Below are 12,617 nucleotides of genomic sequence, written 5' to 3' on the forward strand. Positions count from 1 at the left end.
AGGGGTGGAGGGTGTTGAAGGTCAGCCGCGGCTGCGCTTGTCGAGACGCCGGGCCAGGAGGTCGCCGAGGCTCTGCACCGCCTGCACCAAAAGGATCAGCACCAGCACCACGGCCGCCATCACTTCCGGCATGAAGCGTTGATATCCAAAGCGGATTCCGAGGTCGCCCAGGCCCCCGCCGCCCACCGCCCCCACCATGGCCGAGTAGCCGATGAGCGATACCGCCGCCAGGGTCAGCGCAAGGGTGATGGCCGGCAGCGCCTCGGGCAGCAGCACCTTGGCGACGATCTGCAGCGGGCTTGCCCCCATGGCCCGGGCAGCCTCAACAAGTCCTTGATCTACCTCACGGATCGCCGCCTCTATGAGGCGCGCGATGAACGGCGCGGCGGCCACCGTCAGCGGCACGATGGCCGCCTGGGTGCCGATGGAGGTCCCCGCCACCAGCCGGGTGAAGGGGATGATGGCCACCACCAGGATGATGAAGGGGGTGGAGCGGGCGGCGTTCACCAGCAGGCCGAGAACGGCGTTAAGCCATGGAGCGGACAGGAGTTCTCCCGTCCGGCTGGTGGCCAGGAAAACCCCCAGCGGCAGGCCGACGAGGGTGCCGATCACCCCCGCCACCGCCACCATGAACAGGGTCTGCCGGGTGGCCTCGACGATGAGGTCCACGATGGCGGGGGAGAGCAGGCCGAAGGAGGGATCAAACATAGCCGAGCACCTCTGCCGAGAGGCCCAGCCGCGCCACGGCACTGGTCACGGCGGCCAGGGTCGGGGCATCGCCCGGGGCGGAAACGACAATGACGCCAAAGGGTTTCCCGGAGATGTCGTCCACCTGGGCCTGCAGGATGTTGAGATCCACCGACAGCAGCCGCGACACCCGCGAGAGCACGGGATCGGTGGCGTGGGCGCCGGTGAAGACGATGCGGATCACCGCCGCGCACCCTGGTTCCGGCTCCGGCCGCAGCCGGTCGGCCACCTGCGGCGGCAGGCTCTGGCCGGTGAGGGCGGAGAGGAAGGAGCGGGTGGTGGCATGCTGCGGGCGGGCGAAGACGGTGTAGGTCGCCCCCTCCTCCACGATGCGCCCGCCCTCGATCACCGCCACCCGGTCCGCCACCGCCTTGATCACCGCCATTTCATGAGTGATCAGCAGCACCGTGAGGTTGAGCTCGGCATTCACCTTGCGCAGCAGGGCGAGGATCTGGTTGGTGGTTTCCGGGTCGAGGGCCGAGGTGGCCTCGTCGGAAAGCAGCACGCGCGGGCGGGTGGCCAGCGCCCGCGCAATGCCCACGCGCTGCTTCTGCCCGCCGGAGAGTTCGGCGGGATAGCGGTCGCGCTTGTCGGCGAGGCCCACCAGCTCCAGAAGCGGCTCCACCCGGGTCTTGATCTCGCGGGCGGGAAGGCCGGCGATCTCCAGCGGCAGGGCCACATTCTGGAATGCGGTGCGGCGGGCCAGCAGGTTGAAATGCTGGAAGATCATGCCGATGGAGCGGCGGGCGTCCCGCAGGTCGGCGGCGCCGAGGGCGCCGATGTCCACCCCGTCCACCATCACCTGCCCGGAGGTCGGCTTCTCCAGCCCGTTGACGAGGCGGATCAGCGTGGACTTGCCGGCGCCGGACCGGCCGATGACGCCGAGGATGGCGCCTTCCGGCACATCGAGGGAGATGTCGGCCAAAGCCGGCACCGGCGCCTGCCCCCGCCGTGCCGGATAGCTTTTCGCCACGGCCTCGAAGCGGATGATGGCGGGGCGGGCGGCGGGTCCCTGGGCGGGCTCGGCCGGGAGGGGGAGGGGGGTGTTCACCGTTGGCTCCATCGGCTGCGATCGTTCGCTATGCCAGAACATGGATGGTCTATGAAACGGATGAGATGCGCGGGGCCGGTGGCCGGCAGCGCCTCGATCAAGCTGGATTCAGCGACACATCGTCATGGTGAAGACCGGAAGTCAGGAGGGGTGGTGCGCAAACGTATCGTTCTTTTTATAGAACAAGTCAAGGGGGCGGGAATGTCCCTTGCCCGAAGGCCCGCGGGTGCGCCGCCGCGGCCTTTTTCAGTCCAGAAGGCGGCGTTCCAGGCGAGCGAGGGTGCGGGTGAAGACGGCGCCGTCGTCCAGGGCCCGGGCGAGGACCAGGGCGCCCTGGATGGCGAGAACCGCGTCCTCCGCTTTCTCCTGCGCTACGGGCGCAGCACATCCCGCCTCTCGCAGCGCGGCCGCCAGGGCATCGCGCCAGCGGGCGAAATAGCCCTGCACCTGCCGGGCGAACCGGTCCCGCACATCGCCCAGCGCAAAGGCGCCGACGAGGCAGACGCGCCGGCCGGACCGGAAATAGGCGTCCACCTGCGCCAGCATGTCCCGCACTGCGGCGCCCGGGTCGGCGCTGCTGCGCAACGGGGTGAAGACGTGCAGTTCGAACCAGCCGTCGATCTCGGCCAGCACGGCCTGCGCCATCTCCTCCTTCCCGCCGGGGAAGAAGTGATAGAGGCTGCCCTTGCCGAGGCCCGTGCGGGCCGTGATGTGGGCCAGGCTCGCCCCCTCGAACCCGTGCTCGCGGAACACTTCGCCGAGAGCGGGCAGAATGTCTGCCCGCTCCGTCACCGTTCTTGCCATCACATCCCCAGTTCTTCGAGGCCCGGATGATCGGCCGGGCGGGGGCCCAGGGGCCAGAAGAATTTGCGGTCCGCCTCGGCGATCGCCACGTCATTGATGGAGGCTTCCCGCCGGCGCATCAGGCCGTTCTCGTCGAACTCCCACTGCTCGTTGCCGTAGGAGCGGAACCAGGCGCCATCCGCATCGTGCCATTCATACTGGAAGCGGACGGCGATGCGGTTGGCATTGAGGCCCCAGAGCTCCTTGATGAGACGATAATCGCGCTCCTTCTGCCACTTGGCGGCGAGAAAGGCGACGATGGCCGGGCGTCCTACAAGAAAATCCGAGCGGTTCCGCCAGCGGCTTTCCGGCGTGTAGGCCAGCGAGACCCGCTCGGGGTCGCGGGTGTTCCAGCCATCTTCGGCCAAGCGGACCTTCTGCATGGCGGTCTCCACCGTGAAGGGCGGAAGCGGGGGGCGTTGCGACATGGGTCTCTCCTGTACCAATCAGTAAACATTGTACTGATTGGTACATAAAGGGGCGCAAGTCAAGCCGCCACCGCCGCGGGAGGGCGCCGGCCGCTATGGGCGCGCAGCCTATTCGGCAGCGCGGGGCAGGGAGGACGCGGGGCCGGAGGGCGTGCTGTGGCCATGTCCGGTGTGCTCGTCCCGGCTGCCGATGAAGCGGCCGAAGATGCGCACCAGCAGGTGGCTCAGGTCGTCCATCACCGTGAAAACGGCCGGCACGAACACCAGCGACAGAACGGTGGAGGTGACCAGCCCGCCGATGACGGCAATGGCCATGGGCGCGCGGAAGGAGCCGCCGTCGCCCAGCGCCATCGCCGAGGGCACCATGCCCGCCACCATGGCGATGGTGGTCATCACGATGGGCTGCGCCCGCTTGCGCCCGGCCTCGATGAGGGCGGTGGTGCGGTCCGTCCCCTGCTTGATGGCCTCGATGGCGAAGTCCACCAGCAGGATGGCGTTCTTGGTGACGATGCCCATGAGCATGAGGAAGCCGATGATCACCGGCATGGAAACCGAGTTGCCGGTGATGAGCAGAGCGATGAAGGCGCCGCCCACGCTCAGCGGCAGCGACACGAGGATGGTGATGGGCTGCAGCAGGTCGTGGAACAGCAGCACCAGCACCGCCAGCACCAGCATGAGGCCGGCGCCCATGGCCATGGCGAAGCCGGTGTTCACCTCCTCCATGATCTCCGCGTCGCCCGCCTCCTTCAGCGTCACGCCCGCGGGCAGGTTCTGCGCCACCGGCAGGGCCTTCACATGGGCCAGGGCATCGCCCAGCGGCGTGGTGCCCACAAGGTCGGCCTCCACCGCGATACGCCGGGCCCGGTCGTAGCGGTCGAGGGCGGTGGGGCCCTTGCCGAAGCGCACGTCCGCCACCGCCGAGAGCGGCACCGCCGTGCCGCCGGCGGTGGGCACCTTCAGCGCATCGAAGGTGGACAGATCGGTCCGCGCCTTCTCGTCCAGCTGAACGCGGATGTCGATCTGCCGGTCCTTGGCGGAGAATTTGGCGAGGTTGGCGGAAATGTCGCCGATGGTGGCGATGCGCACCGTCTCGGCGATGGTGTCCACCGAGACGCCCAGCTCCGCCGCCTCGTCCAGCTTCGGGACGATGCGGATTTCCGGCCGGTCGAGGGCGGCCGAGGACACCACGTTGGACAATTCGCCGGGAAGCTCGGCGCGGATCTGCTTTTCCAGCGCCACCGCCGCCTTCTCCACCGCCGCCCCATCGTTGCCCGAGAGCACCACCTGGAAGCCGCGCTGTGCGTTGCGCCCGTCGCCGCTCCAGGTGAAACGGATGTCCGGCATCTGCGACAGCGTTTTCGAGATGTCGGTTTCGATGGTCTTCTGGTCCATCTCCCGTTCCGAGCGCGGCGCCAGGTTCAGGACGATCTGCGCTTTGCGGATCTCGCCCGCGGCCAGCGCCAGCCCGCCCGATCCGCCGGAGCCTGCCGTGGCGTAGACGCTGCGCACGTCCGGGCGCTGCAGCACCATGCGGGTGATCTCGTCCGCCACCTTCTGTGTTTCCGCAAGGGTCGATCCCGGCGGCAGCTCCACGGAGAGCAGGGAGCGGGAGATGTCGTTCACCGGCAGGAAGCCGGAGGGAAGCAGGGTGGACAGGAAGATGGTGCCGGCAAAAATGCCGATGCCCATGGCGATGGTGGCGAGGCGGTGACGCACCGACCAGCCGAGCAACTGCACATAGGTGCGCATCACCCGCCCGTCGCCGCTTTCCCGGTGGCCGGTGTCGCGCAGGAAATAGGCGGCAACCAGCGGCGTGATCAGCCGTGCGACCGCCAGCGAGAACAGCACGGCAATGGCCACCGTGAGCCCGAACTGCTTGAAATACTGGCCGGCAATGCCGCCCATGAAGGACACCGGCGCAAACACCGCGGCAATGGTGAGGGTGGTGGCCACCACCGCCAGGCCGATCTCGTCCGCCGCCTCGATGGCCGCGCGATAGGGCGACTTACCCATGCGCATGTGGCGCACGATGTTTTCGATCTCGACGATGGCATCATCCACCAGGATGCCGGTGACGAGGGTGATGGCGAGAAGGCTCACCGCATTGAGCGAGAATCCCAGCATGTCCATCACCCAGAAGGTGGGCAGGATGGAGAGCGGGATGGCAAGGGCGGTGATAAGGGTCGCCCGCAGGTCGCGCAGGAACAGGAACACCACGATGACGGCGAGGATGGCGCCCTCGATCAGGGTGTGCATGGCCGACTGATAGTCCGACTTGGTGTATCGGACCGTGGTGTCGATCTCGGTGATGGACACGTCGGGATGGGCGGCGGCCAGGGTCTTCAGTGCCTCGCCTACCCGGTCGTAGACGGTGACGTCCGAAAAGCCCTTGGCGCGGTACACGCCGAAGGCCACCACGCTCTTGCCGTCGAGGCGGGCGAACACGCGCTGCTCGGCCGCGCCGTCGATCACCCGGCCGAGGTCGCCCAGGCGCACGGAGCGACCGTTGGAAAGGGCGATGCGGGTTTCCGCCAGGGCTTCCACGGTCGGCGCGCCGGCCAGGGTGCGAATGGACTGCTCCTGCGTGCCCACCTCGCCGCGCCCGCCGGACACATCCATGTTGGTGGCCCTGAGCTGCCGGCTCACCTCCGCGGCGGTGATGCCCAGCGCCATCAGCCGGTCGGGATCGAGGGCGATGCGGATCTCGCGGTCCACGCCGCCTTCCCGCTTCACCTGCGCCACGCCGCGCACGCCCTGGAGGGCGCGGGCGAGGGTGTCGTCCACGAACCAGGACAGCTCCTCGGTGCTCATGCCCGGCGCCGACACCGCATAGGTGACGATGGGCAGGCCTTCGATGTCCACGCGCTGGATCTGCGGCTCGTCGATGGAGCGGGGCAGGTCGGTGCGGATCTTGGTCACCGCGTCGCGGGTGTCGTTCACCGCGCGGTCCACCAGGGTCTCCAGGTGGAATTCCACGGTGGTGATGCTGGCGCCCTCGGAGATGGAGGAGGTGATGTGCTTCACGCCGGAAATGCCGGCGATGGCGTTCTCCACCTTCTTCGTCACCTGCGTTTCCAGCTCGCTCGGCGCCGCCCCGGTCTGCGTCACGGTGACCATGACGATGGGCACGTCGATGTTCGGCATCTGCGTCACCGGCAGCGAGCGGAAATGCACGACGCCGAGCGCCACCAGGATGAAGAAGAAGACGAGGGAGGGGACGGGCGAGCGGATGGCCCAGGCGGAAACATTGAGAGCCATCAGCGCGCCTCGCCAACGGAGAGGGGGGTGGACACGGGGGTGACCCGGTCGCCGTCGCGCAGGAAGCTGCCGGCGCGCGCCACCACGGCATCGTCCGCGGCGAGCCCTTCCGCCACCAGCACCCGGCCGTTCTTCTTCAGCGACGGCACGACGCGGCGCTCGGCCACCACGCCGTCCCGCACCACCAGCACGAGGGCGCCGTCCTGGTCGAACATCACCGCGGATTGCGGCACGCTCAGCCCCTTCACCGTGCCGAGGCTGACGACGGCGCGGCCGTAGGTACCGGGCTTCAGGCGGGCATCGTCGGCAAGGGCGATCTTCACCTTGCCGAGGCGGGTGGCGGCATCCACCTCCGCCGAGACAAGGCGGACCCGGCCGTCCACCGGCGCATCGAAGCCGGCGGGCTGCACCTGCGCGACAAGGCCCTCCCGCATGCGGGGCATGGCATTTTCCGGTACCTCGGCCTCAAGGTCCACGGCCCCGCCCTCGGCGATGCGGAACAGCGGCGCGGCGCGGGTGGACAAGGCGATGGCGCCAAGCCGTGCGTCGCGGGACAGGATGAGGCCGGCAGCGGGGGCGCGCACGTCGGTGCGCTTCAGCCTCACGTCGATCTCGTCGCGCTGGGCCTTCACGAACACGGATTCCGCCTCTGCGGCCACCAGCGTCTCGCGGGCGGCGGCCACCTGGGCGCTGGCCACCTTCACGGCGCGCTCGCGCTCGTCCAGCTGCTCCTGGGAGGAGGTTCCGGTCTTGCGCAGCTGGCGGGTGCGCTCCACGGCGGCCGTGGCCTCGATTTCCTGGGCGATGGCCTGGTCGAGGGCCGCGCGCTGCTGGGCGATGGCGGCCCGCGCCTTGGCCGCCGACGCGGTATTCTGGGCAAGCTGCGTCTCCAGCACCTCGCGGGAGAGGCGGGCCAGAATCTGCCCCTTCTCCACCCGGTCGCCGGCCTCCACCAGGATCTCGATGAGGCGGTAGCCCTCGATTTCCGGCCCCACCTCGATCTCCTCCCGCGGCTTCAGCGATCCGGTGACGAGCAGGGTGTCGGCGAGGGTCTCCGGCTTCGGCTGCACCACGCTGACGGCCAGCGCCGGCGGCGCCTGAGCCGGCTCCGCGGCGGATGCCACGCCGGCAGGGACAGTGACCGCAACCGCCGCAGCGAGGAGGGCGGCAAGAGCGGAACGGGGCGCGAGGCGGGCGGGGGCGGGCATCTGGGCGGAAACCTCAAGGCGGATTGGCGCGCGAAAGTGGTTGACGACCACGGCATTCCCGTGACGCAACATGCGCAGGACGCAGACGGGCAGGAAGCGTTGCATGGATGTCACGCCTGTGGTTCGGGGCGCGGCGCCAGCATGCGGACCACCAGGGCCTGGAGGGCCGGCAGGTGCTCTGCCACCTTCCATTCGGGATGCAGCTGGTGGTGCAGCAGGAGGCCGTCGCCGATCATCTGGAGCATCATCGCCACGGTGTCGAGGTCGAGAGCCGGGTCGATCTCCCTTTTGGACACGGCGTTCTCCAGCGCCGCGCGCAGGTCGATGCGGCATTCGTCCTCGGACGGTTCGATGGCGGCGCGCAAGCCGGCATTGCGGATGGCCTCGGCCATGATCTCGGGGCCGAGCTGCGCTGTCTGCGGTGCGTTCTCTCCCAGCATCAGCTTCAGGCAGTCCATCAGGGCGGTCAGCACCGAAGGGGCATTGGCGATGGTGTCGAAGAGCTCGAGCCGCAGCGCCCGCTCGCCCTCGACGATGGCGGCGATGAGGGATTCCTTGGAGGGGAAATAACGGTAGAGGGCGCCGGGGCTCATGCCCGCTTCGGCGCAGATCTTCTGCATGGAGGCGCCGTGGAAGCCATCCCGGGCAAAACAGGCCATGGCGGCGGACAGGATGCGCTCGCGCGCGGCGGAAGCGGGCCTCGTGCCGGGGTCCGGCGTGGCGTGCGCTGTCTTCATGGGGTCGGGCTGCCGATGTGCGAGCGAATGTTCGTTCGCGTCTAGCATGGGTCCTGCCGTCGGACAAGAACGAACGTTCATTCGCGTCGCCGCGCCGCACGGCGCGCAGCGTCCCCGGGGGCGGCGGGGGGCCGGGGCCTTGAGCCCGGCGGGCGGACGTCCTACCTCTCGCCCACGCCCCAAACCGGACGGTGCCATGTTCGCCGCTGCCATCGACGCCCTTCGCCAGACCTTTTCGCCGCTGCTGCGCGGCGTGCTCCTGAAATCCATGGCCCTCGGGCTGCTGCTGCTGCTGGCGCTGGCGGTCGCCCTGGAGGCGGCGCTCGCCCATTATGTGGACGTGCCCTCCTATCCCTGGGTCGAGACCACGCTGGCCGTGGTGACCGGGCTGGGGCTCGTCTTCGGCATCTTCTACCTGATGCCGGCGGTGTCCTCCCTGGTGGCCGGCCTGTTCCTCGACGACGTGGCGGAGCGGGTCGAGGCGGCAAGCTACCCGGACGATCCGCGGGGCCAGCCCCAGCCGGTGGTGCGCGCGGTGTTCTATTCGCTGCGCTTCTTCGGCGTGGTGCTGCTGGTGAACCTGACGGCTCTGCTTCTGCTGCTGGTGCCGGGGGTCAACCTCATCATCTTCTACGTGGCCAATGCCTATCTGATCAGCCGGGAATATTTCGAGCTGGCGGCCATGCGCTATCGCACCCCGCAGGAGGCGCGGCAGCTGCGGCAGACCCATGCGGTCAGCATCTTCCTTGCCGGGCTGCTCATCTCGCCGGTGCTGCTGGTGCCGATCCTCAATCTCATCATGCCGGTGTTCGGCACCGCCTTCATGGTGCATTTCCATCGTCGGCTCGCCCCCCTGCCGGACCGCCCGGCCGGCGACGGGGCAGCGATGATCGAGGGCCGGGCGGTCTGAGCGTCCCGGGCCCGGCGAATGCGCCGATCCGGCTTTAAAGGCCCGCGCGGGCCAGCGCCCCGGACTGGCGCTCGGCCACGAGGTGCGCGTCGAAATCGGCGATGGCATCCTCGAACAGGCGGTTGAAGTTCAGCTCCGCCTTGAGGTGCAGGAACACGGCGCCGAGGCCGATGGCGGCCCGGTCCATGAAGACGAACTCGCGCGGCACCGTCACCGGCCCCAGTTCCTTCAGGGCGGTGTGGACCTGGAAGGCCTCCTTGCGCCCATACTGGCCGGGCGCCACCCCGTCGGCGATGGTGCGCACCCGGTCATCCATCAGCGGGCCGTAGATGAAGCCCGCCCAGATGTTCAGAACGTCGATCAGCTCGCGCTTCAGCCCCTTGAAGCCCCAGGTCTCGTAAGCATGGACCACCCGGGCGTCGTCGCCGGACATCAGGCCGCGATAAAGATCCACCACCCCGGCCACGAAACGCGGCGGGAAGATGCGGATGCAGCCGTAGTCCAGGAGGTTGATGCCGGCGGGGCGGCCGTCGTCGGCGGTGAAGACCGTGTAGTTGCCGAGGTGGGGATCGCCATGGATCACCCCGAAATGGCTGAAGGGCAGCCACCAGGCGGCGAACATGGCCTGCGCGATGGCGTTGCGCTCGTCGAGCCCGTGCTCGGTGAAGCGCAAAAGCCGCTCGCCCTCCAGCCATTGCATCGTCAGCAGCCGGCCGGTGGAGAGGTCGGCGCGCACGCTCGGCACCCGCACCCGGGGTTCCTGCCCCAGCATGTGCGCATAGAGGGCGGCATGGCAGGCCTCCCGGCGATAATCCAGCTCCTCGCGCACCCGCTCGCCGATCTCGCGGGCGATCTCCCGGGTGTCGATGGCGCCATCCATGCGGCGATGGAGGGAGAAGAGGATGTCGAGCTGGGCAAGGTCGGCCTCCACGGCCGCCTGCATGTCGGGATATTGCAGCTTGCAGGCCACCGTCTCCCCGTCGAGGGTCACGGCCTTGTGCACCTGCCCGAGGGAGGCCGCGGCCGAGGGCTTGTGCTCGAAGCTGGCGAAGCGCGCCTCCCAGTCGCGGCCGAGCTCGGCCATCATGCGGCGGCGCACGAAGGCCCAGCCCATGGGCGGCGCATCGCACTGGAGCTTCTGGAGTTCCGCCGCATATTCGGGGGGCAGCACGTCGGGAATGGTGGCCATCAGCTGGGCCACCTTCATCAGCGGCCCCTTGAGCCCGCCCAGGGCCGAGGCGAGGGCGGCCGCGTTGCCGGCGCCCCGGTCGATGCCCATCAGCCGGCTGCCGGCGATGCGCGCGGCCACCCCGCCCACATTGGCGCCCACACGGGCATAGCGCGCGGCACGGGCGGAAAAGCGGTTTCTCTCGTCGTCGGCCATGGTGATCCCGGGCGCAGGTCCGTCCTGGATGCTACGTGCGGGCGCCCCGGTCGGATCGGAAGGTCAAGGCAAGCAGGATGACGAGCAAAAGCGGCGTCAGCACGTCTGTATAGAGGATGGGGCCGGCATTGCCTGCGGCATGGTTGCCGGTTTGCGCAATCTGGAACACATGGGTGAGGGCCGCGCCGCCCAGGAAGCCCGCGGTCATCACCGCCACCGCCGCCCGGAAGCCCCAGCTGGCATAAAAGGCGGCGAGTGTGCCGGCGAGGCCGAGGCCGAGATTGGCGGCGCCCACCTCGGTCTGGAACGGGCTGGGCGCCCAGCCGATGGCCGCGGCCGACTGGGCCGGGAAGGCGATGTGCCCGAGGGCCGCCCACAGGCCCATGAGGCCCACGGGGAAGAGGTTCACATAGCGCAGCAGCAGATGGGCGGCGTGCCGCGGCGGGCCCGGCGCGCGGTGGATGAGAAGACCGGCCGCGGTGCCGACGAGGACGGCGGCATAAGCAAGGATCGGGACCCAGAAGACCATCCACCGCCCCCCATCGTGGCTGGCTGACCTGCGAGCGGGGCACGATGACAGATGCGTCGCGGCGGCGGAAGGCCGCTCCCGCAGCGGGTGGGCGGTCCGGTTCGCCTCTTGCCCTGTGCGTCCGCGCGCCTTAAGCGGGGGGCATGGTTCCTCGCCGTTTCCTGTCGGCGGTTCTTGTCCGCCTCGCTTTGGCTTACCTGCTCGTCGCCCAGGCGGTGCTGGGGGGAGCGGTGGCGGGCCTCAATGCCGCGCCGCATGTCGCCGCGCAGGCCGGCACCCTGTGTGCCGGCGGCACCGGGAGCGCGCCGGCGGGCGCCGGCCATGACGGGCTGTGCTGCATCCTCGGCTGCGGGGCGGGAACGGCGCAGCCGCTGCTGGCGGCCGGCCGCGCCGTGTTCGTGCCGCCGCAGGCTCCCGCCCTTGTCGCGCGGTTCGAATGCCCTGCCGCCGCGGCGTCCGGCGGGCTGTGTGCTTCCCCCTTCGACGCCACCGGGCCTCCCCGCCGCGCTTGACCCGCCTGTTCCATCGGATCAACGCATCTGGAGAAGTCCCATGTCACGTTTCCTGTTCACAGGCGCGGCGCTCGCCGCTGCCGTCTGCATCTCGCCGGCCCAGGCCCATGTCACCCTCGAAAAGGCCGATGCCCAGGCCGGCGCCTTCTACAAGGCGGTCCTGAAGGTCGGCCACGGCTGCGAGGGCTCGCCCACCACCGCGCTCACGGTCACCATCCCCGAGGGGCTGGTGTCGGTGAAGCCCATGCCGAAGCCCGGCTGGACCGTGGCCACCCAGACCGGCCCCTATGCCCGCGCCTATGCTTTCCATGGCAGGGAGGTGAAGGACGGCGTCACCTCCATCGCCTGGACCGGCGGCCCGCTGCCGGACGCCATGTATGACGAGTTCGTCTTCGTCGCCTACCTGCCCGCCGAAGCCGGCGCGCGCGCCGTGCCGCTGCCGGTGGTGCAGGGCTGCGAGACGGGCGAACATCGCTGGGTGGAGGTGGCGACGGCCCCGGGCGAAAAGCTCGCCGCGCCGGCCCCTGTCCTGAAGGTGGCCGCAGCGGCTCCCGCCCCCGCCGGCGACGTGGTGACGGCAGGTGACCTGCGCATCGAGGGGCCCTGGAGCCGGGCCACACCCGGCGGGGCCAAGGTGGCCGGCGGCTTCATGCGCATCACCAACACCGGCGCCACGGCCGACCGGCTCCTCGGCGGCACCTTCTCCCGTTCCGGCTCGGTGCAGGTGCACGAGATGGCGGTGACCAACGGCGTCATGACCATGCGCGAGCTGGAGAAGGGGCTGGAAATTCCGCCCGGCAAGAGCGTGGACCTCGCCCCCGGCGGCTACCACGTGATGTTCATGGGCCTGAAGGAACCCCTGAAGGAGGGGGACAAGGTGTCCGGCACGCTGCGCTTCGAGAAGGCCGGCACGGTGGATGTGGTGTTCACCGTCCGCGGCATCGGCGCCAAGCCGGGCGATGCGGCTCCGGCTGCCAGCGGGCACCACCAGCATTGAGGCGCCGGGGCGC

At 69.6% G+C, this 12,617-nt stretch carries 12 protein-coding genes; 3 read left to right on the forward strand and 9 right to left on the reverse strand.

Annotation, left to right across the window (positions count from 1 at the left end; translation table 11 throughout):
- Window positions 1-21 precede the first annotated feature (21 nt).
- The 7 genes from ACI7BZ_RS07430 to ACI7BZ_RS07460 all read right to left on the reverse strand — a co-directional run bounded on the left by ACI7BZ_RS07430 (window position 22) and on the right by ACI7BZ_RS07460 (window position 8,272).
- Entirely contained in the window at window positions 22-708 is a 687-nt protein-coding gene (locus ACI7BZ_RS07430) for a methionine ABC transporter permease (protein ID WP_414116515.1), read from the reverse strand.
- A complete protein-coding gene (locus ACI7BZ_RS07435; RefSeq protein ID WP_414116516.1) occupies window positions 701-1,810 on the reverse strand; it encodes a methionine ABC transporter ATP-binding protein in 1,110 nt (369 codons plus the stop codon). The genes ACI7BZ_RS07430 and ACI7BZ_RS07435 overlap by 8 nt, the downstream gene beginning before the upstream one ends.
- A gap of 234 nt (window positions 1,811-2,044) precedes the next feature.
- Complete coding sequence (locus tag ACI7BZ_RS07440; protein ID WP_414116517.1) at window positions 2,045-2,602, reverse strand: LmrA/YxaF family transcription factor; 558 nt, start codon at window positions 2,600-2,602, stop codon at window positions 2,045-2,047.
- Window positions 2,602-3,069 carry a nuclear transport factor 2 family protein gene (locus tag ACI7BZ_RS07445; protein WP_414116518.1) on the reverse strand — a complete coding sequence of 156 codons (468 nt, stop codon included), beginning with the start codon at window positions 3,067-3,069 and terminating at the stop codon, window positions 2,602-2,604. Before ACI7BZ_RS07445 ends, ACI7BZ_RS07440 begins: the two co-directional genes overlap by 1 nt.
- Window positions 3,070-3,177: 108 nt before the next feature.
- Entirely contained in the window at window positions 3,178-6,327 is a 3,150-nt protein-coding gene (locus ACI7BZ_RS07450; RefSeq protein ID WP_414116519.1) for an efflux RND transporter permease subunit, read from the reverse strand.
- Window positions 6,327-7,640, reverse strand: a complete 1,314-nt coding sequence (locus ACI7BZ_RS07455) for an efflux RND transporter periplasmic adaptor subunit (protein WP_414116520.1) — start codon at window positions 7,638-7,640, stop codon at window positions 6,327-6,329. The genes ACI7BZ_RS07450 and ACI7BZ_RS07455 overlap by 1 nt, the downstream gene beginning before the upstream one ends.
- 5 nt (window positions 7,641-7,645) lie before the next feature.
- Window positions 7,646-8,272 carry a TetR/AcrR family transcriptional regulator gene (locus ACI7BZ_RS07460; RefSeq protein ID WP_414116521.1) on the reverse strand — a complete coding sequence of 209 codons (627 nt, stop codon included), beginning with the start codon at window positions 8,270-8,272 and terminating at the stop codon, window positions 7,646-7,648.
- Between the two features lie 196 nt (window positions 8,273-8,468).
- Between ACI7BZ_RS07460 and ACI7BZ_RS07465 the strand changes: the two genes are divergently transcribed.
- Window positions 8,469-9,182, forward strand: coding sequence for a sulfate transporter family protein (locus tag ACI7BZ_RS07465; protein ID WP_414116522.1), 714 nt, complete (start codon window positions 8,469-8,471; stop codon window positions 9,180-9,182).
- A 34-nt stretch (window positions 9,183-9,216) separates the two neighbouring features.
- Here the strand turns inward: ACI7BZ_RS07465 and ACI7BZ_RS07470 are convergent, their stop codons facing one another.
- Together ACI7BZ_RS07470 and ACI7BZ_RS07475 are read right to left on the reverse strand one after the other, a co-directional pair.
- Window positions 9,217-10,566 carry an ABC1 kinase family protein gene (locus tag ACI7BZ_RS07470; protein ID WP_414116523.1) on the reverse strand — a complete coding sequence of 450 codons (1,350 nt, stop codon included), beginning with the start codon at window positions 10,564-10,566 and terminating at the stop codon, window positions 9,217-9,219.
- 31 nt (window positions 10,567-10,597) lie between these two features.
- A complete protein-coding gene (locus ACI7BZ_RS07475; protein ID WP_414116524.1) occupies window positions 10,598-11,095 on the reverse strand; it encodes a DUF6790 family protein in 498 nt (165 codons plus the stop codon).
- Between the two features lie 143 nt (window positions 11,096-11,238).
- Between ACI7BZ_RS07475 and ACI7BZ_RS07480 the strand changes: the two genes are divergently transcribed.
- Window positions 11,239-11,607 carry a hypothetical protein gene (locus ACI7BZ_RS07480; RefSeq protein WP_414116525.1) on the forward strand — a complete coding sequence of 123 codons (369 nt, stop codon included), beginning with the start codon at window positions 11,239-11,241 and terminating at the stop codon, window positions 11,605-11,607.
- A gap of 40 nt (window positions 11,608-11,647) precedes the next feature.
- Window positions 11,648-12,604, forward strand: a complete 957-nt coding sequence (locus ACI7BZ_RS07485) for a DUF1775 domain-containing protein (RefSeq protein ID WP_414116526.1) — start codon at window positions 11,648-11,650, stop codon at window positions 12,602-12,604.
- Window positions 12,605-12,617: the final 13 nt, after the last annotated feature.

This window comes from Xanthobacter sp. AM11 (assembly GCF_047444035.1).
Classification (GTDB): Bacteria; Pseudomonadota; Alphaproteobacteria; order Rhizobiales; family Xanthobacteraceae; genus Xanthobacter.